Origin of the sequence: Arenibacter sp. S6351L (assembly GCF_023016025.1) — a bacterium.
Taxonomy (GTDB): domain Bacteria; phylum Bacteroidota; class Bacteroidia; order Flavobacteriales; family Flavobacteriaceae; genus Arenibacter; species Arenibacter algicola_B.
This window is the reverse complement of record NZ_JALKBB010000010.1, coordinates 46,928-73,486: the sequence shown is the minus strand read 5'-3', so window position 1 is coordinate 73,486 and position 26,559 is coordinate 46,928. Positions and strand designations below refer to the sequence as shown.

Here is a 26,559-nt window from a genome sequence, read left to right as displayed (position 1 = left end):
GGCTTTTTACGAATAACCTTCAATTTTTTATAAGAATTAAGGGCAAATAACTAACTTTAGTAAATGGTAATGCTTAGGCTTTGCCTGCTGTTGTCAATGACCCTTTATGACGTGTAATATTATTATATACACACACGATTGCACCATATAGAAGTATTGCAAAAGCCTTCTTTTGGGTAATAATTACATCAATCAAAATAAAACGGAAATGGAAAAGACAAAAATAATGGTTCAAGCGACCATTTCTGAAGGAATGGATAAGGTTTGGGATTATTATACCAACCCAGAACACATAATAAAATGGAATTTTGCTTCGGACGATTGGCACTGCCCACATGCATCCAATGATATGCGCGTCGGCGGAAAATACTCGGCGCGAATGGAAGCTAAGGACGGTAGTTTTGGGTTCGATTTTGAGGCTGTTTATGATGAAGTGGAGCCTAACAAACAGTTTACCTATACTATGCCAGATGGGAGGCAGGTAAAGGTCACCTTCTTCGAGCTAAATTATAAGACAACTGTGAAGGTAAACTTTGATGCTGAATCCGAGAATTCCATTGAAATGCAAAGAGGAGGATGGCAGGCCATCCTCGATAACTTTAAGAAATATACTGAGTCCAATTAGTTATATGCAAATTACGGCTAGCGTAGACTTCGTTTAAAAGTTAAATTCCATTAAAATTGGGCCGTATTATATTATTGGATGTCAAGCCAAATTGGAGCTGATAAAAAGATAATTGTGTAACTTTGCTATTGGAAAACATGAAAAAAAGAACTCACATATTATCAATCCTTGTTTTATTGCTGTTTCTTTCGACCAGTAATGTATGGGCTTGTGGGACTTCTAAGGAGAAATCAAAATCTGAAAATATAGATTCTTGCAGCATGGACGGTCATTCTGAAGACAAGTCTTGTTGCGATTCCGAATCGGACAAGGAAGATGAGGGCTGTAGTGGATCTTGTAGTCATATTTTGTGCCACTGTCCAGTTGTAGTAAATACACCCGTTTATTTAAACGGATTTGAAGTGAAATTCTCAAATATCAATACTGAATTGGAAAATGATTGGGCTTATATCCAACAAATTCCTAAATTGGTTTATCTCCCCATTTGGCAACGCCCCAAAATAGGTTAACTTTTTAGTAATAGCCATAGGTCTGTCGTATTATTTCCGGTCAGTATCTATGTAATAACCTAGAATAATTAATTTTTATAATTCGAAAAGGGATTCCAGAATCCCTTGTAATAAAATATGTATACGATGAAAAAATCAATAAATATATTGATGGCAATTTCCGTATTGCTATCCTTTGCAGCGGGCAATGCCCAGACAAAAAACTTTAGGTCAGAATCTGTAAAAATTTATGGAAACTGTGCCATGTGTGAGAAAACCATTGAAAAGGCGGGTAATTTAAACAAGGAAGCCACCGTAGATTGGGACAAGAACACGAAAATGGCAATCATTTCCTATGATAGTTTGGCCACATCAAAAGGAGAAATTCTTAAGAGAATTGCATTGGCAGGTTATGATAGTGATCTCTTTTTTGCTCCGGACGATACCTATGCCAATTTGCCAGAATGTTGCCAATATGAACGAGCTAAAAAAAAGGCCCATAATATGGAGTCGCACGACATGCAAATGGCCAAAGACCATTCACATCATAGTGTAATGACTCAGGATAAAAATGCGCTTTCAAGTGTTTTTGAAAACTATTTTTCCGTTAAGGATGCCCTGGTAAGCACAGATGGTTCCTTGGCTTCCAATAAGGCTGAAAAACTTTTGAAATCGGTTTCAGAAGTGGAAATGGATAAACTTCCAATGGACGTCCATATGGTTTGGATGAAGGTATTAAAAGATCTCAAGGTAGATATAGGAAATATTGTGGCAACCAAGGAGGTAGGTGACCAACGGGTATATTTTAAGTCCTTATCGAAAAATATGTTTGAGCTAATAAAGGTTTCAAAATTAGAAACACCGGTTTATTATCAATTTTGCCCTATGGCAGATGGTGGAAATGGTGCCAATTGGCTTAGTTTGGAGGAAGGCATCAAAAACCCATATTATGGCTCCCAAATGCTAAGTTGTGGGAAAACAGTGGAAACCATAAAATAACTTGGACATGACCAATTACAAGTATTGTTTGGCAGTATTTATACTAATACTGTCCAACTTTTTTGGCCATGGCCAAAATGTAGTTAGATACGATTTAACGGTGACGGACACCATTGTTAATTTTTCGGGCAAGGAAAAAAGAGCAATAGCCGTTAACGGCCAGATCCCTATGCCAACGCTAACCTTTACTGAGGGGGACATTGCCGAAATTGTGGTACACAACAGGCTTAAGGAAGGGACTTCTTTACATTGGCACGGGGTATATTTGCCCAATAAGGAAGATGGAGTACCTTTTTTGACCCAAATGCCGATTGCACCGAACACTACCCATACCTATCGTTTTCCTATTATTCAAAATGGAACACATTGGTACCACAGTCATAGTGGTTTACAGGAACAAATAGGAATGTACGGATCCTTGATCCTAAAGAAAAAGGAAACGGATCCAACCTTTAGAGAGGGAATTGATGATTTACCAACTGTGCCTGTAATTTTGAGCGAATGGACCGATATTAAACCTGAAAATGTGCATAGAATGTTGCACAATGCCAATGATTGGGGTGGAATTAAAAAAGGTACCGTTCAGAGTTATTCGGAGGCCATTAAGGCGGGGCATTTCAAAACTAAACTGGAAAATGAATGGAAGCGCATGCTGGCCATGGACGTTAGTGATGTGTATTACGATAAATTTCTTATCAATGGTAAGAATGAAAGCCAACTTTCCCAATTTAAAGCTGGGGACAAGGTGCGACTGCGTATAGCGAATGGTGGGGCGTCGTCCTATTTTTGGCTCTCTTATGCGGGAGGCAAAATAACTGTTGTAGCAAATGATGGAAATGATGTGGAACCTGTAGAGGTTGACCGCTTAATTATTGGCGTTTCGGAAACTTATGATGTGGTAGTTAATATTCCTCAAGAGGATACTGCCTATGAATTCTTGGCGACCCCTGAGGACCGTACCAAGTCGGCCTCAATTTACTTGGGCAATGGCACCATACAATTAAAAAGTAGAATGCCAAAACTGAAGTATTTTGAGGGAATGAAAATGATGAATGGGATGATGAATATGGACGGTTCCATGGATGACATGGGTATGGATATGTCCCTTCAGAAAATGGATATGAACACGGTGATGTATCCGGAGGTTACCGGTAGTGGCGATAAGAAAATGGACCATAAAATGGACCATGAAAATCATACCATGGAAGCCAATGCAGAACTGGTTACCCTAAATTACGGCATGCTGAAAGCTCCACATCCTACCACCCTGCCTAAAGATGCCCCTGTAAGGGAATTGCGCTTTGAGCTTACGGGCAATATGAACCGTTATGTTTGGAGTATGGATAATAAAGTGCTGTCGGAAACAGATAAGATCTTGATCAAAAAGGGGGAGAATGTAAGGATTACACTTTACAACGGATCCATGATGAGGCACCCCATGCACCTGCACGGGCATGATTTTAGAGTGCTGAACGGACAGGAGGAATATGCACCCTTAAAGAACGTCTTGGATATAATGCCCATGGAGACCGATACCATAGAGTTTCAGGCAAATGCTGAAGGCGATTGGTTTTTTCACTGCCATATTCTTTACCATATGATGGCAGGAATGAATCGCGTTTTTTCCTATGAAGAGCAAGCCCCCAATCCGTATCTGCCCAATAAGGAATGGGCCTACAAAAAGTTGCAAAAGGAAAGTAACAAATTCCATTTTATGGCGGAAAACGATTTTGCATCCAATGGTAATGACGGGAGGGCCATGTTGCAAAATACCCGTTGGAGTATTGGAACGGAATGGCGTTTAGGATATCACGATGACCATGGCTATGAAAGTGAAACCCATATTGGCAGATATATTGGAAAGAACCAGTGGTTTATGCCTTTTGTCGGGTTCGATTGGCGCTATCGAAAATCAGAGGGAAGCGTGGAAAAAAACATTTTTGGGCAAGGAAATACAAAGGATACCAGGGCTGTAGCAAGTCTTGGTGCTGAATATACCTTACCTCTGTTGGTAACCTTACAAGGAGAAGTATTTACGGACGGGAATATACGTTTTCAACTGATGCGGGAGGATATTCCGGTTAGCCCTAGGTTACGATGGGCCTTTATGGTCAATACGGATAAGGAATACATGACAGGTTTCAAGTATATCGTAACACGCAATCTTGGAATTTCCACCCATTATGATAGTGATATGGGACTTGGATTTGGCGCTACCTTGAATTATTGATTCCTTAAATTGAATTGCTAACGCTGGCCTATGGATTATTACGTAAGTCAGTGGTTTAAATAAAGAATACCAATGCCCTATTTTGAAATCATTTAACAAAATAGGGCTTTTGCTATTAGTTATACATAAACAGAAGATTGTATCTTTATGAGATGGTCACAGTAGATAAATTTCAGGAATTGGAAACCAACCGACTTCTCTTACGTAGGTTGGAGGAGACGGACTGGGAAATGATCCGTTATCTGCGTTCGGATAAGGAGGTAAACAAGTTTGTTAAAAGACAGTCTGCGGAAACTAAGGAAAAGGCACTCGCTTTTATTGCCAAGACCAACAATGATATAAAGAATGGGCAACTATTCCAATGGTGTATTTCCTTTAAAAATCGTCCTGCTATGATAGGAAATATTGTTCTCTGGAATTTTTCCAAGGATCGTAAAACAGCAGAAGTGGGGTACGACCTAAGTCCCGAATTTCAAGGCATGGGCATCATGGACGAGGCTATGAAAGAAGTGCTGCACTTTGGGTTCAACAAATTGAAGTTGGAAATGGTGGAAGCGTTCACCAGTAAACAAAATGAAAGCTCCAAAAAATTGCTGCTTAGAAATCATTTTAAGTGGAATGAAAGCAGAAAAGACTCCGATGATGAAGACAATATTATTTTTGAGCTGGATAACTCCAATCGTTAAAGGAGCACAAAAGATTTTATATCTTACGTTAATATATGGGAAAGTTCTAAAAACCACATCCAATGCAATACTCAAGAAATTCATTTTTAAAAACCCTTGGTCTAGGTGGCTTATTGGCTACCAGTTCAGTTTTAACTGCTAGTCCGTTCAAGGATATGTTAGGGGCAAATAATACAGGCACGGAAGCACGAAGTCTTGCGCTGGGATTGGCATCCTATTCCACGCGAAAATTTAGTTTGGATGAAACACTGGCAATGGCCAACCGATTAAATCTTAAGCAGATTGCGCTCAAGAGCATGCATATGCCTTTGGAGAGTAGTGAAGAAGAGATTAAAAATATAACTACAAAATTCGAGAAGGCAGGAATAGGCCTTTATGGCGGAGGCGTCATATACATGAAAACGGCCCAAGAAGTAGAAAATGCCTTTAGGTATGCTAAAGCTGCCAACATGAAGGTGATCATAGGAGTGCCCAATCACGACTTGGTGCATTTGGTGGAAATGAAGGTAAAAGAGACCAATATAAAGTTGGCCATACATAATCATGGACCAGGAGATGAGGTATACCCAACACCTGAAGTGGTCTACGATAAAATTAAAATGCTCGACTCCCGCATTGGACTTTGTATAGATGTGGGTCACGTACAAAGATTGGGGTTAGACCCAGTAAAGAACATTAAAAAATATGCAGACCGCTTATATGATATCCATCTCAAAGATGTGGACAAGTCGGAGGCCGATGGTAAGTCGGTTGAGTTTGGAAGAGGGGTTCTGGATATCCCGGCGGTTCTCAAAGCCTTGAAAGGTATTAACTATACCGGTGTAATGGCCATGGAATTTGAAAAGGATACCGATGATGTTTTTGCTGGCCTTGCGGAATGCGTGGGTTATGTAAACGGGGCATTGGACGCCATGAAATAAGTGGACTGATATGTAAAAAAAATATCGTTTAAAAGATGGGCGCACCTCCAAAAAGCTTTATTCTATTTTTAATTGCTGTGATAGCTATTGGAGGTTCAATTTGCGCGCAACAACCATACATACAGGATGTACAAGGAAGTCGCCCAGTAGACTCCTCCCAAATCTGGTTGTCCCATGAGCATATTTTGGTCGATTTTATTGGGGCCGATAGTATTCAGCCCCGTTCCTGGAACCATGATGCCATAATTGCGGAAGTATCTCCTTATCTGGATGAACTGGCAGCCTTTAAAGTGAATTATTTTGTGGATGCCACTCCTTTCTACTTAGGTAGGGATGTTCTCCTCTTAGAAAAACTAGCTATTAAAACAGGACTGAAGATAATCACCAATACCGGACTGTATGGTGCGCGAAATAATAAATTCCTTCCCCAATATGTACAAGAAATAAGCGCGGAAGATTTAGCGATAAAGTGGATTCATGAGTTTAAGAACGGCATAGAAGGTACTTCTATAAAACCAGGTTTTATCAAGATTGGGGTAGATACTACCGACCCCTTGGATACCCTGCATCAAAAATTAGTCAAGGCCGCTGCCCTTACCAGTTTGGAAACGGGATTAACCATAGCCTCGCATACTGGTAAATCTGTGGGCTTATGGCCGCAATTGACGATTCTTCAAGAAATAGGGGTTTCCCCAAACTCATTTATATGGATACATGCCCAAGCAGAAGATGATAACGATACATATCTCAAGGCGGCAGCCATGGGTTGCTGGATTAGTCTGGACGGATTGGGCTGGGATTTGGACAGGCACCTTAAGAAACTCTTATTTGCCAAAGAACACGGCGTTTTAGATCGGATCCTCATATCCCATGATGCGGGTTGGTACGATCCCCAAAAACAACAACAGACCATTACCCCTTATACAAATATTTTTACCAAACTCCTTCCGCAACTCAGAACGCAAGGCTTCACGGAAGAGGAAATTAAATTATTGCTGTCTGTAAATCCGGCTAAGGCTTTTGCTATTGAAAATGTTGATTAAACTTCAATACTTTATCTCCAATTCCTCGTATTGTACTTCCTCAATAATATCTTCCCTGTTGGAATCTACTTTTGGATTGTAAAGATCCTTGCTTATGGGATGGGCCTTTATGGCCGCATCTTCCATATCATCTTCCATGACATTACGGATTTCTTCTTCGTTGAGGTCGTTGTTCAACCATACGTCCACATCCTCGTCCCTTAAAATTATGGGTCTCCTATTTTTGGTGTTGTGAATTTTCTTGAAGAGGGGAGTGGCTGCCTTGGTCAAGATGGTAAAGGTGTTGTAACCGTCCTTGGTAGTCGTGTAGAGTCCGGCCAGGCTCATAAGGGCCTCATTTTTTCGTTCAAAATAAAATGGAACCTTAAACTTATTGCGAGCCGTGTGCGGCTCGTAAAATCCGTTTACGGGAATTACACAACGCTTGGTCATTGCACTGAACCTATAGATAAAATGATCAAAGAGTTTTTCTGACTGGGCGTTGAGTCCGGCCCCAAACTTGGCCGCGTCCTTGTAGTAGTTTTTAAAATCGGCCCCAATGGAGTTCTGTGGCATTATGCCCCACATAGAAGGGGTAATGTGGTTGCTCCTTTCTTGTGGTATAATCCATAATAACGGGTGCGCCCATCCGTTGGCGTGGTGATAGGTAAGCTCGCCATTAATGGGGGTTTTGCCCATTAATTTGGAAACATTGTAAAATTTTTCCACATCCTTGGCAGAGGTGGTTACCCTGGTACCGAAACACATAATAATAGTTTTACCCTAAATTAAGAATTTAACTTTTCTGGACCGACTTCAAAATCTAAAATTTGTAAATTTGGAAAAAATCCATAAAATAGGATTATTTCCATATAATGAAAAATATTGTATACAGAAATCATGATCGATATGCCATTAAACGCCTTTTAATGGAGATCGGTGCACACCAATTGAACAAGGAATGTGAGTTGATGAAGCTTCCCTTTCCCAAACGCCTCGGCCTGTTCTATATAGAAAGTTCCGATGACTGTGTGTACCTAGTCTACAAATATTACGATGGAACTAGAAAGGTAATGAAATTGGACCGATATGAACTCCCAGAAGCCGGATGGGAACGGGTTTCCTTGGAGTAATGCTCCTTTGGTGTTGGATGGTATTGAGAAGTGAGATAAGAAAGAACCTAGAGCCTAGATTAAAGACTTATGTTGAAAGTTTAAAAGTTGAAAGTCGTCACTTCGAGTTTACCTGCCGTCAGGCAGGCGCAGCGAAGCAATCGTCTTGTTTTATTATGAGATTGCTTCGTCGCTATCACTTCTCGCAATGACGATTACATCTTAAGATCCTCTCCTCGGGGGAACAAATCCTGCTTTAAAAATCATCACTCGCCACCAACCAAATTCCCATTTTTAAATTAGCCTTTTAACTATAGACTTTTTGCTATTCTGTCATTGCGAGCCTGCCTGGCCGTCAGGTAGGCGCAGCGAAGCAATCTGTTTATTCTTGTTTTGAGAATACTTCATTGCTATTTCCCCTCACATTCTCGAATCCCTTTTACAGTCTATCCTTAGGTCAAAGGAACTTTTACGAAGAGATTACCTTGTCCCTGTTATTTGCCTGGCCATAGTAGAACCTTATATTGAATTTAAGAATGCCATCTGGAAATAACCCCATCCAAAACTTTGAGTTGAACTTATTTTTACAGTTAAAGTAGAAATCTATGATAATTTGGTATCATTATAATTTATGAAAATCGTAGATTTACAGCCTTAGCCTAAAATTGTAATAATTTGATTTGGTATAATTTATATAACCGGTTTAAGCGAATTAAAAAAGTTAAGGATAAGACACGTCGCGAACTTGAAAATCAAATTGCCGAACTTCAAAAACAAAATGATATCCTTAAATCGCTTTTGGCCTTTCAAAGTGAAGAGGAAAAGGATGAAAGTGAGAAATATGCCAATACCATTCTCAATAATATGGGCGATGCCGTATTTGTAAAGGACAATGGGAGCAGGTTACTCTTGGTCAACGATGCTTTTTGCAATTTGTTCAACCTTCCAAGAACCAAAATAATAGGCAAAACCCTTGCTGAAAATGTTCCCCCCGAAGAGCGGGAAAATTTCTTGCGGATAGATAAGCAGGTACTATCGGATGGTATAGAAAATATTAATGAGGAGCCCCTAACCGTAAGTGACGATCATAAGAAAATTATTTCAACAAGGAAGTCGAGGTTTGTAGATGCTGACGGAAAGAAGTTTTTGGTTGGGGTAATACGGGATATTACCGAACGTATAAAGGCAGAGGAAGATTTAAGGGAAAGCGAAATTCAATTAAGGGAACTTAATGCTACAAAAGACAAATTATTTTCGATTATTGCCCATGATTTAAGAAGTCCATTTAATAATATTTTGGTATTGTGCGATATCTTAAAGACACAAATTACAAAATTAGAGGATACAGATGCTCCAGTGTATTTAGGCCTAATACAGTCTACTGCCAAAAACACTTTGGTGCTACTTGAGAATTTATTGGATTGGGCAAAATCGCAATCCGGTCAAATAAGTTTTAAAACCGAAAAAACCGGAATATCCTCAGTTATCCATGAAATATTGGGACTCTCAATGTCCATTGCCCAGACAAAAGGCATTTCAATAAAGGTAAATGTAGAAGATGAAATTGAAGTGAATTCTGATAAGAAGATATTAAAGACGGTCTTTAGAAATCTTATTTCCAATGCTATAAAATATAGCAAACCAGGCGGTAATATTACTATCTCCGCAATTGATGAAGAAAATCAAATTAAGATAATAATTTCTGATTCAGGTGTGGGAATGGATGCCAAAACACTTGAGAATTTGTTCGGGATAACTACCAACACTCCATTGCCAGGTACTCTAAACGAAAAAGGCTCCGGTTTTGGATTGGTGCTATGTAAGGAATTTGTGGAAAAACTTGGCGGGAAAATATGGGTGGAAAGTGAGCAAGGCAAGGGAAGTAATTTCATGTTTACAATACCGCGCAATTGATTATTAAGTAAATGTTCTTGGTGGAATTGGAGTAATGTGTTGGGTAGGTACTCTTTCTTTTAAAGGAAATACCACATAGAAAAAGCCTATACACTAAGCTGAAATCAGCAAAATGCATAGGCTTCCTTTTGTAGATTGCTCTATGGGTGTTCTATTGCAACCACCAATTACCCTTTTTTCACAATTTTGGAGCCCGATGAAAGTTTTTGATGTGCAATGGTGGCATTGCCCTTATAGGACAACACACTATTTCCACTGGCATCGATGGATATGGAATTGTTTACCGTAAGATAGGCATTACTATTACCGGAAAGGTCAATATTTAGCGTGTCAACGCTTAGGTCATGATCCGATAGTTCACAGTTGCCGTCAAGTTCCACGTCCATGTTTTTTACACTGCCCGAGAAATCTATCATACAGTTTCCGCTAGAAACCAGATCGAGCTTCTCTACAGCCAATTCACCGGAAAAGAAACTATTTCCTCTTAGATAGATTTTTAGGTTATCTGTTTCCAAGGGGTCTTCCAGTTCCAATTTGGCATTTCCCTTAATAGTAAAATTGTCTATACTTTTGGTAGTAATAAACACATTTAAGGTTTCCTGTCCTTTGATCCTCCGAACGTTGTCCAGTTTCACGGTTAACTTATTGCTTTCCTTGTTTACCAGAATATACTCATGAAGGTTATCGTTGGCCTGAACCCTCAATTTCTCTTCTGTCTCCGAGAAGTTTATATAGACCTTAAAATTATCGTTTACCTCTAGGGAAGAGTAGCCAGAGATTTCGTGGTCCTTGGTAGTTATATCCTCGGAAGCGGTTATAGTGTCCTTTTCGCAGGACATTAATAATATGGCAAAGGCAATTGGAAAAATTATTTTTGATGTTGTACCCATTGTTTTTTTGTTTAATTATTTGTTTGCTGTTAATAGTAAATAGATGAGAAAAATTGTGTAGATGACATATATACATCTTCTGTAAAATTCAATACCTAGATTTTTCATTTTTCATTTGTTTTAGAGATTTTTTAAGATGCCGTGGCATATTCTTTTTTATTGGCTTGCCGTAAAGCGTCTAAAGGCCAGCCATTGACTTCTTTTTCCATATTTCATTTGTGAAAAGAAGACATGTTTATTGGATTCTGAAGGTATTCTTCGGTAATTATCAAATGCTTTCATGACTATATTTTTTTGATTAATAATGGTAACAAAGATCGTTTGAAGATCAACTGGCCACAATCGCATAATTATGTGGAAGTTGATTGGTTCCCCTGTTCCGATTAGACCTTTAATCACATCTTTGATCAGTATTCTTTTTTAATAAACTATGGACAAAAATTATAATGATATGTTATGCCCAATTTAATCTTCTAGGGCAGGGAAATGTCTCCAAGGCTTAGGTCTTCAAAAAGGTTTACCATGTTAAAATCCGAGTTGATGGAGGTGTTACGGTTTTCAAACGCAATTCCGTAGCCATGACCATGCGCAATTTTCGAATTTTTAATGGTTAAATTTGCCATGTAATCCCCATCCAGGCCAATACTCGCTATTTTGGAAACCCCTGGAATTTCAGTTTTTCCGGCATAAAGTACTTCTGTATGGTCCATTAGGTTTTTAGCGCTATCCGATTGAATTCGGATCCCGTTCCAAAATCCTTTGGTAGTTGTGGCTCCGGTAAAGACGATCTTATTATTTGCGGTACCCTGGGCAATTAAATATCCATAGGGAAAGACTCCAAACATCTTGTCCTCGGCAAATTTGAAAACCGCTCCAGGAAGTATTTTTAATCCCGATTGGATTGCTAAATTACCGCTCACCAAATAGCTGGCATTAAAGTGTAGGGCCGGCCAAGTGGTCTCAACATTAGGGTCGAACAAAGCAGATCCAAAAATTTCAACCCCATTATGGCCATTGCCTATAAACTCCATCCCTGTGGCATTGGTTAGTTTTTTTACTTGGTTGGCAGCCATAGTAATGGCCGGACCTAGGTTTTCGCGAAACTTAATTTGGTCTATATGAACAATTTCGGCTCCATTTTCAACGTAAATCCCATTGCCACCACTGCCCACAATTTTGGAGCTGAACAACTTTAATTTAGCCTCATTGGCCCCTCCCAATCCAATGGCAGTCTTGTGCTGCAATCCGTCCATGATTTCGCTTCCGGCATCGTGTATTTCAACATTGTCCAATTCGTTTTTCATGTCGTTGGACATTATGGATATACCTTTCCAATACCCTCCGTCCAAGGATTCCTTTCCGCGGAATTTAATAGGATATTGATTGCTGCCAAGAGCTACCAAATAACCCCTGCTAGTGATATTTATCTCCGAATCCCTATCCATGTACAATTCCAGACCTTCCAAGATCCTAAGGCCGGAAACAACCTCTATTTTTCCTTCTACAATATATTTTAGATCGCCCGTACTATTGTACAAATTGCTCCAAATGGTTTCTTCGGTATCATAAATTCGGTCACCAATGACCTCGATTACGTTTACTTCATTATTGTGGAATTCGGACAAGCTGGATACCACTCCAAGTTGTGAAGCTGGTACTCTAATTATCTTTTTGTTGTTCCTGTATACATTAAAGGATTCTGTATTCCACTTAGCTCCAACTTCAACGGCCATGGCATAGGCAGCACTATGTTGGATAATGGAGGAAACCAAGTTAAGGTGGCCGGGCCCCTCATTGGCGATACCCAAACTGGTAGCAACTTCCATTCCTTGGGCAATGGCGCCGCCCGCGTATTCAATGGTTACCCGGTCCAATTTATTCAAAGGATTATTGGAATTTATAATTAATCCCTTCCAATATCCCGGAACCTTGTTCTTACCCGTAAAGGTGGTAAATGAACTGGCGGCTGCAGTCGTCATAATAGCCCCGGGATTGTCAATGTAAATTGCCGTATTTTCATCAAAGGCAATGACCACGTTTGGATCTATGGTAAGTAATGCAGTTATATGAATATCGCCTGTTACCAAATAATCAAATTTATTAGGGTCGTCAAAGACATTGGCCAAGTGGCGACGTTCCGTGATATTTTCTGAAATGAGTATAGTTTCTTGCACAGGTGGGTTTTCATCCTCCTTTACCACAATTGTCAATTCGTCCGTATCATAGAATTCGGTATTGAAAACCTTTAGTTCCACGGAATAGTTTCCCGCCTTATCCGGAGTAAATTTTGGCTTGGCCGTGGTTTCTTCCGTAAGTTCGGTTAAACTACCACTGGGTTTGGCCTTAAATCTCCATAGGTATTGAAAAGGTTTTCCTGCCTTGTCCATGGACTTGGAACCGTTGAGGACAACAGCTTGACCGGTGTAAATATCTCCTTGATTCTCACTAAAAGCGTCTGCCTCCAAAGTGTTGGAAGGAATTTCTGTGTAGTCGTCATCGGAGCATCCAATGAACATTAAGAAGAAGATTGAAAGTAAAATTAGTTTTGTTTTCATTATCCTGATATTGAGTTATAGTTTCAAATTTTTTCAGGACAAAGGAAGTGTGCTACCGTAGTTCCTACAATCGCATATGTATGTGAAATTCGAAGATTTTTTTATGGGGTTTGAAGGAAATATGTTATAGCAACTTATCCTTAAAGGCCTTGGCAACGGCTTCGCTCTTGCTGTTTACATGCAGTTTTTCGTATATTTTTTTGATATGCGATCGAACGGTATCAATAGCTATAAAAAGTTCCGATGCAATCATTTTGTAGCTATAGCCATCTACAAGAAGTTGCAATACCTCTGTTTCCCTTTCACTTAAACAATAGTCCTGATTCTTGGTCTGGGGTATAACCTGGAACATTTTAAGCACTTGTGTAGCTATGGAGGAGGTCATGGGAGCTCCGCCCAAAGTGGCATCTTGTATGTATTCCAATAATTTTGCGGGTGGGGTCTTCTTGAGTAAATATCCATTGGCCCCGTTCCTAAGTGCCTCAAAAACATTTTTATTGTCGTCAAACACGGTAAGCATCAGTACCTTGACTTCGGCGTTTACTTCCCTTATTTTCTTTAATCCTTCCAGGCCATCGGTTCCTGGCATATTGATATCCATCAAAATGACATCGGGCGACCATTTTTCCACTTCCTCGGAAACATTGTTGCAATTTTTGTACGATGCCAAAACGGAAAACCCATCACTACCATTGACCAACATGGTGAGTCCTTCTCGAAATTGGGGATTATCCTCATATATTAATACCCTAATCATAATTGTCTCTTTTTGTAAAGTTAGACAGGAAATCTATAGGACAAAATCACATAAATATGTTAAAATGCCCTCTAACGCACAGGAACGGTCAAACAAATTTCGGTGCCAAGATCTGGATTACTGTCAATTTTTAGTTTTCCTTTCATTTTGGATGCCCTTTTAACCATATTGTCCAGACCATTGCCGTTGTCGACCTTTTCCATCTCAAACCCAATCCCGTTGTCCATGATCTGCATTTGTAGCCACTTATCCTTAAGGGTTAGTTGCACTTCCGCGCGCTTTGCACGGGAGTACTTGGCGACGTTATTGATAGCTTCCTTGAAAATAAGAAAGAGGTCTCGCCGAGCTTCCATGTCCAGTTTTAAATCGTTTATTTTATCCTCTACCTGAAAATCGAACTCTATGTCCTTAGCTTCCAAGATGCCGGTAGCGTATTCCCTCATTCTAGCAATAACTCTGTGCATGTTATCGTTGTCCGGTTTAATGCTCCAGACAATATCATCCATAGCTTCCATCATTCTTTGACTGTTGTCGGTAATCTTGGAGAGGTAGTTACTACTGGTTACGGTATCACTATTCATTTTGCTCTTGGCCATGGAACTAAGAATGTTTATAGTGCTCAGGGTAGAGCCCATATCATCATGCAGGTCCCTGGCCACTTTGTTCCTCAAATTTTCAACCGCCAATATGCGATTAACCTTAAGTCTGTAGATAAAATACGCCATGCCTATCCCGGCACATAAGGCCAATGCAATAAACCACCAGGTACGATAGAAGGGGGGGCGTATCCTAAAGTCGATACTAGTAATTTCGTCCGGCTCCAGTCCTTGGAGGTTCATACATTTTACTTGAAAAGTATATTTTCCGGAGGGCATTGTGGTATAGGTGGCAGCCATATCCCTTTCGGCTTTTACCCAGTCTTTGTTCACACCGGGAATGCGATAGTAGTATTGTAACTTTCTTTGTTGGGAAAAGCTCAGGGCGGAAAAATAGAAAGTAAACGAATTTTGATAATGATTGAATACAATTTCCTTTTGAGCCATAATGGAATCCAGAGGCATATAGGTATTGAAGAGCTTAAAATCTGTAATATTTACCTTGGGAGGCTTTTGTTTATAATTTAGTTTTTCGGGCGAAAAGCCAAAAACCACATCCTCACCGCCAAACCATATCTCTCCGTTTTGCATCATCCATTTGGCGCTATAGGTCTTTTCTGCATAGATAACGCCATGAAGGTTGCTATAGGAACTTATTATGTTCTTATCATAATTATAACTGCTAAGGCCATTGCTGGTTATCATCCATGCTATTCCTTCCCTATCCATCATTAACTGCAAAACCCTTGACCCATAGAGTCCTTCGTAAGAAGTTATCTTTTTTACCTCAGCGGTATTGATGTTGAGAATGTTCAAAGCCTCGGTACCTACCATAAATATACTGTCGTTATATTGCTGGATATCAGAAATGGTATTGTCCATTATCCCATAACTGTCGCTGAACTCTGTGTTGAAATGAAAAAGGATTTCGTTGGTGTCCACATCAAGGACATATACGCCTTGCTTATGGGTTCCTACCCATAAGCGTCCCTGCCGATCTACGTAGAGTCTGTAAATGATGGTGTTGAAATTGTGGAGTTCTTCAAAATGGTTGTCTGCTATGGGATCGTTCTTTTTCCATTTAACCAACCGCCCACCCTGGGTACCAAACCATAGATTTCCGTTATGATCCTCCTTGATCTGCCGCACCGTGGATTCTTTAAATATTGGAGGGTGTAGCCAATGGATTGCCTTTTTGGTATTGGCGTCAAAAACAGCCAATCTACCCCCCTGGCAAGCAGACCAAACATGTCCCGATTCACTGTGCTGTTGAAGATCCCATATGGAAGAATATAATTTGTAGGATTCGGTTCCCAAACCGGTATAGGGGTTTCCTTCCAATTTGTTGAATTTTTGGTCATAATATAGGATACCCTTGCCCCAGGTACCAATCCAATTCTCCTTGGTCTTGGTTTCCAATATAGCATTTACAGGAGAGTCCAATCCAAGACCATCTATTACCACAAGGCTATACACGTCTTTTTGATTGGGGTTCATCACAAAAAGCCCATTTTCCGTACTCAACCAAATATTGCCCTCCCTGTCTTCAAAGAGATGCCTGGCCTGGTTACATTTTATATCGAACTCTAAAGGGTTGGCTTTGAAATGTTGATAAAAACCTTGAAGGTCATTGTCATAGCTCAACAAAGAATTTTCCCCGCCGATCCAGATCTGTCCATTACTGGTTTCCAAAATTTGCCTTAGAACGGTATATTTTTTTGTTGCCCTATGGCTTCTTAAGGTATCCGTCAGAAATTGATTTGTTTTAGGGTCGAAATGCAGGAGAACTGGGTGTTCCCGATGTGGATTATAATCCCAATAGGTTAGCCACCAGGTGCCATTTTTATCCTTGATGAAATCTCCGGAATTGGTAATGGCTTTGTTGTTCAGTAAAGGTATATTCTCAGGATTGTTGAGCCGATGAAAGACCTCGCCACTAGAACTTCGGTATACTGCTAGGCCCTGTTCACTGCAGATCCAATATTCTCCAGTCTGCTTGTCTTCATAGAGGGAACCAACGCCCCAACCTCTGGGGATTTTTATAGGTAAATTGGATTCTACAAAAGCATTGGATTTGGCATCGTACCATAAAAGACCATATTTGGAAGCACAGAGAAATACCTGCTTTTTGCTATCTATGTACAATTTGAATTCCGACCTTGGCGGAATGCTGCCATAACTCCTTATAGATACAGAGGTATAATGAAAATCTACTGTGTTGAATTTCCCCACCTGGCCTCCTTGCAATAACCAAAGATTGCCATTGCCGGCATCCAAAATTTGGTCTACACCTATGCTGGGTGGCAGCTGGTAATTTTCTGGACCAACAAAGGAAATGAATTTTCTCCCATCAAAACGCTGTATGCCCACCTCGGTTCCAATCCATAGAAATCCAGTGGCGTCTTGCCAAACACATTTTACCTTATTGGTATTCAGACCATCCGCAGTAGAAAATCTATTGAAGACGTAGGAATTCTGTCCAAATAGATAGGCTTGGAAACATAGCAAACAACAAAGAATCCTTATGCTCATGCAGCCAGGTGGTTTATAATAAAATTACATAAAGATTGGACATCCAAAGTATAAATAATTGAAATTTTATGTTGCTGTGCAAGCCATTTTCCAGAGGCATGGAATCCACATACCTTTTACAGTAGAAAGTTGATCCCAAGCTCTATTAATAGGTTGATCAGAATTTGAAATAATGTAAGCATGATTGTTCTTTTTTAATTGATTTGTATTGATTGATGAATAAACTCCATTTGTTTTTGATTCGGTGACCATTTGATTCACTGGTATCATTTAGTTCCCTATATCTAAAATTTTAATGGTAAATAACAGGACAAATTTAGTAACGGTAGGTCATCCCCGAAATAGCATAAACATGTGAAAAAATGTGTTTTTATAACGGTTAGGAACAATTTGCGATAAGTGGGCTAGTGAGTTTAGAGGATGTAACTCGGGCCTTATAAAAAAATATCACATTCTTGTGTGATTGTTAGGTTCTATAGATCGTTAGATCTTTGTATTTAGATAATATCCTTATAAAATAGCAAAGGTAAACTTGGGAAAAAGAATCCCACAAGCCGGTTGTTTAAGAAAGGATCCATTAAATATTCGTAAACTATGAAATCAAAAGCGATATTACAGTTGGCGTTCTTTGTGACCCAATTTTTATGTGTCCCTGTTGTAAGTGGCCAAAATGCCTTTAACCCTTCGGAATTAAAGGAAGATTTTCAACTCTTCAGGACAGCTTTGGAGGAGGCACATCCGGGAATCTACCGGTATGAAACCAAAGCTGCAATGGATGAAAGTTTTGAGTCAATTGTAAAGGAACTCGATAAGCCACTTAGTCAACAGGAGTTTTATAAAATATTGAACCCGGTATTGACTAAAATTGGATGTGGACATACCAAATTAATGCCTTCGGAGGATAAGGGATTTATGTATTATTACAATATGGAAACTCTATTTCCATTAAAACTTTTTCTGGACAAGAACAAGGCTTACGTGCGCTATAGCTATGATACCAAGGTTAAATTGGAACCTGGAACCGAAATTACCGCTATCAATGGTATAGCTATGGGGGAGATTATTGAAGGGTTATTGAACAATCTGTTTTCTGACGGACACAACCAAACTTTCAAGTACTACGAACTTAATAGGTATTTTAACGCTTTATTCTCCAATTTTTATTTGGAGGAGGGTAAGGCCCATAACCAATTTAACATCACCTATAAGTACCGTGGGAAAAAGGGCAGTATGTCTCTACCTTCGGTTTCCTACCAAATAGTAATGGAACATGATACTGCAAAACAAAACAGTATACCCTATCAACTGGAATTTAAGAATGGAAAGACAGCCCTGTTGACCATACGTACGTTCTGGCCAGACGAGGAAAAATATAATTTTGAGGCCTTTTTAAAGGAAACGTTTACGGACATCAACGCCAAAAGTATTCAAAATTTGATTTTGGATTTGAGAGGAAACGAAGGAGGAAAAGATGCCTTTGGAGCACTACTGTTGTCCTATTTGGTAAATGCCGAATTTAGGTATTATGACAAACTGGTATTGGCGACCAATGAAAGATTTACATTTGTGGAGCATGCCCAATTACCTGAGGGTTATGAGCAGTTAAGGGCTTTGATAACCCAAACCGAAGATGGGGAATTTCGTTGGGAGCATAACGGTAACCTGGCTGTACAAACACCACAAGAAAATCCTTTTAAGGGGCGGGTTTACGTATTGATAGACGGAGCCTGTTTCTCTGTCACTTCCGAGTTTTGTGCCGTGGCAAACCATCTGGATAGGGTTAGCTTTATAGGCGAGGAAACAGGAGGTGGATATTATGGAAATAATAGCGGTGCCTTTGCTATAGTTACCCTTCCCAACTCCAAGATGAAACTGGGGATTCCTTTGATGGCCTACTATACTGCGGTTAAAGATTATGAATTTACAGATAGAGGTATTGTGCCCCATTACCAGGTGCAACCAACGATAATGGGTATTTTGTCCGGTAAGGACGAAATTATGGAACGGACCATGAAAATCATGAATAAAGGATAAATATGGTTGCTGTACAAGAAATAAGGTAGAAACTTAATGAAGTATGGTAGCTAAAATGGTCATAGAAACAGAGAATTTAAGGTTGGTCCCTTGTGATGCCCAATTGCTTAAAATGGCAATTAAGGGAAATAAACAACTTTCCAAATTTCTTGGAGTGTCTCTAGCGGACCAGTGGACTACATTTGGGGTTGATGCTTTACAATATGCTCTGGACCAAATATTGGCCAGGCCGGGGGAATTGGGGTGGTGGACCTATTTTCCAATTCATAAACTAGATAATACGCTGATTGGAAGTGGAGGATACAAGGGAAGTCCAACTGAAGATGGTACTGTTGAATTGGGTTATGAAATTGCTTCAGGATACTGTAACAGGGGGCTTGCTACTGAAATGGCAAGAGGATTAATTATGAAGGCGTTTATGGATAATCGGGTTAAATCCATTTTGGCGCATACCTTGGCACAATCAAATGCATCCACAACAGTTTTAGCAAAATGTGGATTCACTAAAATAGAAGAAGTGGAAAGCACTGAAGATGGCCTCATTTGGAAATGGGAATTAATTAGGCCTTAATTAGTAGGAGGGGCCATTACTTTTTGCTAAGAGCCAATTTCTAAATGAAAAATATCTCCTTTAGTTTTAAATTTACCTTATGGAAAAAAGAAATTTGGTCTTTATAGCCACTAGCTTGGATGGCTATATCGCCGATAGGAAAGGTAGATTGGATTGGCTTACCACCATTCCCAATCCCGAGCAATCGGATATGGGTTATAATGAATTTATGGCCCAGGTGGATGCCCTGGTGATGGGCCGTAAAACTTTTGAAACAGTCTGTGGTTTTGAAGGGGATTGGCCATATGCCAAACCAGTTTTTATAGTAAGCAGAACCTTGGATACACTGGCAGAGGATTATAGGGATAAGGCCGAATTGGTTATAGGAAGCTTAACGGAAATCTTGGAGCAAATACATAACAAGGGATACCATAAGCTTTATATAGATGGAGGGGTAACCATCCAGAACTTTTTAAAGGAAGATCTCATTGATGAAATTACAATTACGACCATCCCCATAGTCTTGGGAGGAGGAACTGCGTTGTTTTCAAAACTTCCCACAGAATTGGAATTTACTTTGGTATCTTCAAAAGTCTTTTTGAATCAGTTAGTTCAAAATCATTATCAGCGGAAGGGATAAATTATAGCGCTTAATTTTATCAAAATAGCTGAAAATATTAAATGCATTTTTCAAGATATTTTTATCTGTGCTTCGGGAGTTGTTAGAAACTCTTTTCAGGAGACCAATCTGTGGTAGAATATATCGTGCAGAAGTTTTAAGGTTTTCCTATCTTAGGACCATAATTTCAATTATTGAATGTAGCTGTTGCAATATAGCTTCTCTAAAAAACTGTAAATGCGTTTAAAATTATTTATTGCCCTAATAATTGGTACTTTATTCAGTACCCAAATTTGTAATTCCCAAGAGGAGATTCCTTATAAAAAAGTGGATACAACCCAGTTGTTTTTGGAAGTGCATTACCCTCCCAATATGGAATCATCCAAAAATTATCCGGCCATGGTTTTCTTTTTTGGAGGCGGTTGGGTAGGGGGCAAAAGGTCCCAATTCCTGCATCAGGCACAATATTTTGCCAAAAGAGGGATAGTTTGTTTTTTGGCGGATTACCGAACTTCAAAAATAAATGGAACAACTCCTTTCGAGTCTCTAAAAGATGCTAAGTCGGCCATCAGGTTTATAAGAAAAAATGCGGCCAAGTTTAACATAGACGGTAACAAGCTTATAGCTTCCGGAGGCTCTGCCGGCGGGCATTTAGCGGCTGCAACGGCTTTAATTGAAGGGTATAATGACCCGGTCGACGATTCAACCATTGATTGTATCCCCAATGCCCCGGTTCTCTTTAATCCAGTGGTGGATAATGGTCCTGGAGGTTATGGTTATGAAAGGATAGGGGACGCTTACAAGGACTTTTCCCCACTTCACAATATTAAAAAAGCGGCTCCCCCAACCATCGTCTTCCAGGGAACCAAGGACCACTTGATTCCAGTGGTGACTGCCGAGTATTTTAAAATGGTAATGGAAAAAGTGGAAAGTAGGTGCGACCTTAAATTGTATGAAGGGGAGGGGCATGGATTTTTTAACTATGCCAATCTTAAAGCCTATAAAAGTACAGTTGCTGAGGCGGATCAATTTTTGTTGTCCCTGGGATATTTAAAGAAGGAACCAATAATAAACATTGATTAATAAAATTATCAGGACAGGGAGGCTGTTGGAAAACATTATTATAAACCACACGGACTAAAGGATTTTTATGAATTGGATTTTTCTAATCATTGCAGGCCTCTTTGAAGTGGCTTTTGCGGCCTGTCTTGGGAAAGCAAAGGAGTCTACCGGTGCAGAGGCGACCTATTGGTACATTGGTTTTTTGCTGTGTTTGGCTATTAGTATGATGCTGTTGGTTAGGGCAACACGGGAATTGCCCATAGGTACAGCTTATGCCGTTTGGACAGGAATAGGAGCGGTTGGTACTGTATTGGTAGGTATCCTGGTGTTTAAAGAGCCTGCCACCTTTTGGAGGATGTTCTTTATTACCACCTTAATATGTTCCATTATTGGACTGAAGTTTGTGTCCAATTAATTTAAGGCGTATTCCCTAACAAGAACTAGGTTGTTGTATGGGTCAATTGTTTTATTTGCTTATAAAATGAATGCAGCGAATCGGCTTCTTTTAATTAAATGGGTACACACCCTGATCTGGCTATTTTTTGTGGTCGTTATTTTCTATATTTTGTATTCAGGAATTTTTAATGATGTCAATATTTATACCTGGGTCGGCATAGGCTTAATTGTAGGGGAGGGTATTGTTCTTTTGGTTTTCAAAATGTTTTGTCCCTTAACCGTTATGGCAAGGAAATATTCGGATTCGGAAAAGGATAATTTTGATATTTTTCTTCCCAATTGGTTGGCTAAATATAATAAACTGATTTTTACTACCCTCTATGTCATTGGGTTGATAATAGTATTGATACGGACTATATTTTGAGACCATTTTATTTTTTGCGCTAAAAGTTACCTTTATTACTTAGGATTAAGACTGTAAATGAAAAAAGGAACTTTCATAATAATACATTGCAAAGTTAGGATTGATAAAAACAGATAACCAATACCTAAACATACAAATCGATCACAAATGATGAATACCAAATTTTTAGGAATACTTCTCTTCTTCTTGATCGGGTCGCAATTTCATGTTAAGGCCCAAAATTCTTATGAAATACCTCAGGGTGTTAAGCGAATACTTTTTATTGGCAACAGTATTACCTATTCCGGACAGTATGTGTCTTATATAGATGCCTATTTTACCTTACGATACCCGGATCGGGATTTTGAAATTATTAATGTGGGTTTACCCAGTGAAACGGTATCCGGTCTTTCGGAACAAGGTCATGCCGATGGTAAATTTCCACGTCCAGATCTTCATGAGCGTTTGGAACGCATTATTTCTCAGGTAAAGCCTGATTTGGTATTGGCCTGCTATGGTATGAACGATGGCATTTATTTGCCCTTTGATGAAGGGCGTTTTCAAAAATACAAGGAGGGAATCCTTTGGTTAAATAACCAAGTTGTGGAATCCGGGGCTTCCATTGTACATATGACCCCACCCATTTACGATGAGCGTATGGGGGAAGCCTATGCCAATGTATTGGACATATATGCGGATTGGCTTATTAGTAAACGATATACTGATCAATGGGAGGTAATAGATCTCCACTGGCCCATGAAAAAATACTTGGAAGATAAGCGTCTTACCGATAATAATTATTTTTTAGCCAAGGACGGTGTTCATCCCAATGATACAGGTCATTGGATTATGGCCCAACAGCTGCTTTTATATCTTGGGGAAGGGGAAGTATCCAAAGCCAATGGTATTGAGGAAGTAGTTTCCCAATTTCACCATGGGGAAGAAATATGGAAGCTTGTAGAGGAAAGGCAAAAAATGATGAAAGATGCATGGCTCACGTCCATAGGTCACCAAAGGCCTGGAATGAATGTGGGGCTTACCCTTGGGGAAGCTTTGGACAAAAAGGAAATACTGCGGAAGGAGATACGTAATTTACAGAGGAAATAATTAAGCTAATTTGCTGTTTTAATGAACATACTATACATACATGGACTTAACGGTAGTCTAAGCGAAGAAAAAAGAACAATTCTAGAGAATTACGGTACCGTGTATTCCCCTTCTATCGACTATGAATCGGACAATAATAGTATCGAAAATATAAGAAGGCAATTTGTAGATGGAAAAATAGATGTCGTAATGGGCAGCAGTATGGGTGGTTTTGTAGGTTATTATCTGTCCATTGCATTAAAAAAACCGGCCTTATTGTTCAATCCGGCCTTGGTTTCCCGTTCGGTATTTCAAAATGTACCGGATTATAGCAATCCCAATCGATCCTTTAAACGATTGGTCCTAGGGGCAAAGGATGAGGTGGTTGATCCAAAGGACACCTTGAAATTTATAGGGGAAAGAATTGCCGAAAATACGGATTACCATATCTCCCTTAGACAGGACTTGGCACATAGGATTCCACAGGACATATTCGAATATGAGGTTCGCTCCTTTTTTTATCATCTATCCACGTAACGACCTACCTTCGTTGAAGATCCAATTTATATATTCAAAACGTTAAATACATGAAAAGCCATTCTGTTGGCTTATTCTTTTTTAATTTTATACTCCAAATTCATATAGTTAGTGTACGCCATAGTTGAAACAGAAACCACAGGATTACGGGGAGAGGATAATAAGATTACCGAGATCTGTATCTTGATTCACGATGGCCAAAAGGTGGTAAGGGAATTTTCTTCCTTGGTAAATCCCGAAGTATCTATAAAATATAGGGTTTCGCGTCGCAATGGTATCAAAGATGATATGTTGCTTAGGGCACCTAAGTTCTATGAGATTGCCAAGGAGGTGGTAGCGCTCACCAAGGATTGTATTTTTATTTCACACCATGTCAATTTTAACTTCAACGGTATTAAAAATGAACTGGTATCGCTTGGTGGTGTTTTTAAGCGCAAGAAGTTATCTACCCTAAGACTGTCCCGCAAACTAATACCCGGCCAACAAAGTTATAGTCTGGGAGCCGTGTGCAACCAGTTGGGCATTACTGTTGGTCATGTTCAAAGCGCCAAGGACAAAGCGGAAGCCACAGTTACCTTGCTAGAAAGACTCTGGGCAATGGATACGGATGGGGTTTTTAATTTCATGTTGGGGCCAAAATCCGGTCAGGCAGGTGTACCTCCCCAATGGCCTAAAACTGTAGTGGCCCTACTGCCCAATGTTACTGGAGTGTATTATTTTAAAAATGCACAGGGGAAAATCATTTATGTGGGCAAGGCCAAGGATATTAAACAAAGGGTGTTGAGCCATGTCTATAGCAAGGTTCACAAGGAAATGAGGTTGTGTTTTGAAACGGTACATATCGATTATACCCATACGGGAAGCGAATTGGTAGCCCTGCTATTGGAATCGGATGAAATAAAAAAGCACCTCCCTAAATTCAATCGGGCGCAAAAACGAATCGGATATAGATATGGGGTAGGTGCAAAAATGGACAAAAACGGAATCACAAATCTGTTTTATGATCGATTGGGCAAACTGAAATCGCCATTGGCCTGTTTTTACAACCAAGGGGAATGTAGGGCCTTTTTGGAGGAATTGTGCGATACCTATGGTCTTTGTCCGCGGTTTTGCAGTTTACAGCATATTTCAGGGGCCTGTTTTCATTTTCACATTAAAAAATGTCATGGTATTTGTCGCGATATAGAAACTGTGGAAGCCTATAATAAACGCGTGGAAAATGCTTTGATGCCGATAGCTGATGATAAAAATACTTACATTATAAAGACAGCTGGAAGAAACACAAATGAAAAATCGGTAATAGTTGTAGAAAATGGGGTTTATAAGGGTTTTGGGTATATGTCCAAAAGAAAAAGAATAAAGGCCCTTATGGATTATGATAAATTTATTACTCCCATGGCCGATAACAATGATGTGCAAAAAATACTTAGACGATATTTAAGGAGAGGGGATGGGGAGAGTGTACTTATTGACTATCATAATGACGTAACTTCCCTTAATGAAATTCCTACATCTAGGGGCCGACAAGCTGAAATGTAACCCAATGGGACCGTTTACATCAAATTAAGGTAACTATTTATTTTAAGAAGATGGGCTTTACATTTCCTTACAGGGTGAAAATTTTAGAAAAAAAATATCTCAACTACAATGTAATCCGATTTTGGATTCAAAAACCCTACGGATATACCCATAAACCTGGACAGGCCATAGAATTAAGTATCGATAAACCAGGGTATGAACTAGCAATTGCCCCTTTTACAATTACCAACTTAAACAGTGATCCTTATTTGGAATTGATTGTAAAGATCAACCCAGAGGTGAACAGCCTTACTTATGGATTGTCCGTTTTGGCAATAGGGGAGACCCTGCAAATCACAGAGCCCTGGGATTCCTACAACTATAAGGGTCCTGGAGTATTCATTGTTGCAGGTACGGGGATAACCCCTTTTTTGCCTATTTTAAAAGAACTTGAAGCCAAAGACGATGATATGCTAAAAGAACATGTTTTACTATATGGTAATAGGACCAGGGAAGATATTTTGTTTTATAGGAAATTAAAGAAGGTTTTAGGAGAGAACTGTATACACATACTTAGTAGGTCAAAATCCCGGAGTTCTATTTTTGGTAGAATAAATATTGATATTTTGCAACAGTATGTCCATGATCTTCACCAGTTTTTCTATATCTGTGGACCTAGGCACTTCGAAACAGATATAACCAAGCAGTTGGTAAGCATGGGGGTTAAGAGGGCTCGGATTCAAACTGGATATAAATTTTAAATTCCCTTGTGTTTTAGGACCCGCTGTTTATTAAATGGACCAATCCAAAGCAGTATTCAAAATGTAGTGATGAGGCACGTATATAGGAACTAGTTCGCAATTCTAGGATGACGAAAGCCTTTAAGCCTAAACCTTAAGTACTTCTGGACATCCTCGTCCAAGACAATTCCCATGAAACCCTTAGTCCATACAAATGCCATAAGTACTTCTCCTAGCACTTTTGTTGGGATGAGGAATCTTTGCAAGTCAATATGAGTATGTTAAAAC

Annotated in this window: 24 protein-coding genes; 18 read left to right on the top strand and 6 right to left on the bottom strand. The window is 39.5% G+C overall.

The genetic code is table 11. From position 1 onward, the window contains the following. Positions 1 to 208 precede the first annotated feature (208 nt). The 7 genes from MWU82_RS10495 to MWU82_RS10465 all read left to right on the top strand — a co-directional run bounded on the left by MWU82_RS10495 (position 209) and on the right by MWU82_RS10465 (position 6,991). Complete coding sequence (locus MWU82_RS10495) at positions 209 to 625, top strand: SRPBCC family protein (protein ID WP_247096327.1); 417 nt, start codon at positions 209 to 211, stop codon at positions 623 to 625. Positions 626 to 762: 137 nt separating this feature from the next. Then, the gene (locus tag MWU82_RS10490; RefSeq protein WP_247096326.1) at positions 763 to 1,134 is read left to right on the top strand and encodes a hypothetical protein; all 372 of its coding nucleotides are present in this window, start codon (positions 763 to 765) and stop codon (positions 1,132 to 1,134) included. 126 nt (positions 1,135 to 1,260) lie between these two features. Beyond that, entirely contained in the window at positions 1,261 to 2,112 is an 852-nt protein-coding gene (locus MWU82_RS10485; RefSeq protein WP_247096325.1) for a DUF3347 domain-containing protein, read from the top strand. A 7-nt stretch (positions 2,113 to 2,119) separates the two neighbouring features. After that, positions 2,120 to 4,342 (top strand): multicopper oxidase domain-containing protein, encoded by a 2,223-nt coding sequence (locus MWU82_RS10480; RefSeq protein WP_247096324.1) that lies wholly within the window; start codon positions 2,120 to 2,122, stop codon positions 4,340 to 4,342. Positions 4,343 to 4,494: 152 nt separating this feature from the next. Then, entirely contained in the window at positions 4,495 to 5,028 is a 534-nt protein-coding gene (locus tag MWU82_RS10475; protein ID WP_247096323.1) for a GNAT family N-acetyltransferase, read from the top strand. Positions 5,029 to 5,090: 62 nt separating this feature from the next. Continuing rightward, complete coding sequence (locus MWU82_RS10470; protein WP_247096322.1) at positions 5,091 to 5,948, top strand: sugar phosphate isomerase/epimerase; 858 nt, start codon at positions 5,091 to 5,093, stop codon at positions 5,946 to 5,948. A gap of 35 nt (positions 5,949 to 5,983) precedes the next feature. Next, entirely contained in the window at positions 5,984 to 6,991 is a 1,008-nt protein-coding gene (locus tag MWU82_RS10465; protein ID WP_247096321.1) for a phosphotriesterase, read from the top strand. 3 nt (positions 6,992 to 6,994) lie between these two features. Here MWU82_RS10465 and MWU82_RS10460 read toward each other — a convergent pair whose 3' ends face one another. Further along, entirely contained in the window at positions 6,995 to 7,738 is a 744-nt protein-coding gene (locus tag MWU82_RS10460; protein WP_247096320.1) for an SOS response-associated peptidase family protein, read from the bottom strand. Between the two features lie 107 nt (positions 7,739 to 7,845). Between MWU82_RS10460 and MWU82_RS10455 the strand changes: the two genes are divergently transcribed. Together MWU82_RS10455 and MWU82_RS10450 are read left to right on the top strand one after the other, a co-directional pair. Beyond that, on the top strand, positions 7,846 to 8,103 hold the full coding sequence (locus tag MWU82_RS10455; protein ID WP_215946884.1) for a hypothetical protein: 258 nt from the start codon (positions 7,846 to 7,848) through the stop codon (positions 8,101 to 8,103). A gap of 654 nt (positions 8,104 to 8,757) precedes the next feature. Next, on the top strand, positions 8,758 to 9,996 hold the full coding sequence (locus tag MWU82_RS10450; protein ID WP_247096319.1) for a PAS domain-containing sensor histidine kinase: 1,239 nt from the start codon (positions 8,758 to 8,760) through the stop codon (positions 9,994 to 9,996). A gap of 167 nt (positions 9,997 to 10,163) precedes the next feature. Here the strand turns inward: MWU82_RS10450 and MWU82_RS10445 are convergent, their stop codons facing one another. The 5 genes from MWU82_RS10445 to MWU82_RS10430 all read right to left on the bottom strand — a co-directional run bounded on the left by MWU82_RS10445 (position 10,164) and on the right by MWU82_RS10430 (position 17,326). Next, a complete protein-coding gene (locus tag MWU82_RS10445) occupies positions 10,164 to 10,886 on the bottom strand; it encodes a head GIN domain-containing protein (protein ID WP_215946886.1) in 723 nt (240 codons plus the stop codon). Positions 10,887 to 11,042: 156 nt separating this feature from the next. Beyond that, the gene (locus MWU82_RS24275) at positions 11,043 to 11,168 is read right to left on the bottom strand and encodes a hypothetical protein (protein ID WP_281502424.1); all 126 of its coding nucleotides are present in this window, start codon (positions 11,166 to 11,168) and stop codon (positions 11,043 to 11,045) included. A gap of 191 nt (positions 11,169 to 11,359) precedes the next feature. Next, positions 11,360 to 13,441 carry a hypothetical protein gene (locus MWU82_RS10440; protein WP_247096318.1) on the bottom strand — a complete coding sequence of 694 codons (2,082 nt, stop codon included), beginning with the start codon at positions 13,439 to 13,441 and terminating at the stop codon, positions 11,360 to 11,362. Between the two features lie 124 nt (positions 13,442 to 13,565). Continuing rightward, the gene (locus MWU82_RS10435) at positions 13,566 to 14,198 is read right to left on the bottom strand and encodes a response regulator transcription factor (RefSeq protein ID WP_215946888.1); all 633 of its coding nucleotides are present in this window, start codon (positions 14,196 to 14,198) and stop codon (positions 13,566 to 13,568) included. A gap of 71 nt (positions 14,199 to 14,269) precedes the next feature. Next, a complete protein-coding gene (locus tag MWU82_RS10430) occupies positions 14,270 to 17,326 on the bottom strand; it encodes a sensor histidine kinase (RefSeq protein WP_247096317.1) in 3,057 nt (1,018 codons plus the stop codon). Positions 17,327 to 17,920: 594 nt separating this feature from the next. On the opposite strand from MWU82_RS10430, the gene MWU82_RS10425 reads away from it, so the two are divergent. The 9 genes from MWU82_RS10425 (at position 17,921) to MWU82_RS10385 (ending at position 26,292) form a co-directional block, all read left to right on the top strand. Continuing rightward, a complete protein-coding gene (locus MWU82_RS10425; protein ID WP_247096316.1) occupies positions 17,921 to 19,360 on the top strand; it encodes a S41 family peptidase in 1,440 nt (479 codons plus the stop codon). 43 nt (positions 19,361 to 19,403) lie between these two features. Beyond that, positions 19,404 to 19,931, top strand: a complete 528-nt coding sequence (locus tag MWU82_RS10420; RefSeq protein ID WP_247096315.1) for a GNAT family N-acetyltransferase — start codon at positions 19,404 to 19,406, stop codon at positions 19,929 to 19,931. A gap of 79 nt (positions 19,932 to 20,010) precedes the next feature. Further along, a complete protein-coding gene (locus tag MWU82_RS10415) occupies positions 20,011 to 20,550 on the top strand; it encodes a dihydrofolate reductase family protein (protein ID WP_215946892.1) in 540 nt (179 codons plus the stop codon). A gap of 216 nt (positions 20,551 to 20,766) precedes the next feature. Next, positions 20,767 to 21,612, top strand: coding sequence for an alpha/beta hydrolase (locus tag MWU82_RS10410; RefSeq protein ID WP_247096314.1), 846 nt, complete (start codon positions 20,767 to 20,769; stop codon positions 21,610 to 21,612). A gap of 67 nt (positions 21,613 to 21,679) precedes the next feature. After that, positions 21,680 to 22,006, top strand: a complete 327-nt coding sequence (locus tag MWU82_RS10405; RefSeq protein ID WP_215946893.1) for a multidrug efflux SMR transporter — start codon at positions 21,680 to 21,682, stop codon at positions 22,004 to 22,006. Between the two features lie 552 nt (positions 22,007 to 22,558). After that, on the top strand, positions 22,559 to 23,497 hold the full coding sequence (locus tag MWU82_RS10400) for an SGNH/GDSL hydrolase family protein (protein ID WP_215946894.1): 939 nt from the start codon (positions 22,559 to 22,561) through the stop codon (positions 23,495 to 23,497). Positions 23,498 to 23,518: 21 nt separating this feature from the next. After that, positions 23,519 to 24,013, top strand: a complete 495-nt coding sequence (locus MWU82_RS10395; RefSeq protein WP_247096313.1) for a YqiA/YcfP family alpha/beta fold hydrolase — start codon at positions 23,519 to 23,521, stop codon at positions 24,011 to 24,013. Between the two features lie 111 nt (positions 24,014 to 24,124). Further along, complete coding sequence (locus MWU82_RS24370; RefSeq protein WP_247096312.1) at positions 24,125 to 25,552, top strand: exonuclease domain-containing protein; 1,428 nt, start codon at positions 24,125 to 24,127, stop codon at positions 25,550 to 25,552. Positions 25,553 to 25,602: 50 nt separating this feature from the next. Next, entirely contained in the window at positions 25,603 to 26,292 is a 690-nt protein-coding gene (locus tag MWU82_RS10385; protein WP_247096311.1) for a hypothetical protein, read from the top strand. Positions 26,293 to 26,559: the final 267 nt, after the last annotated feature.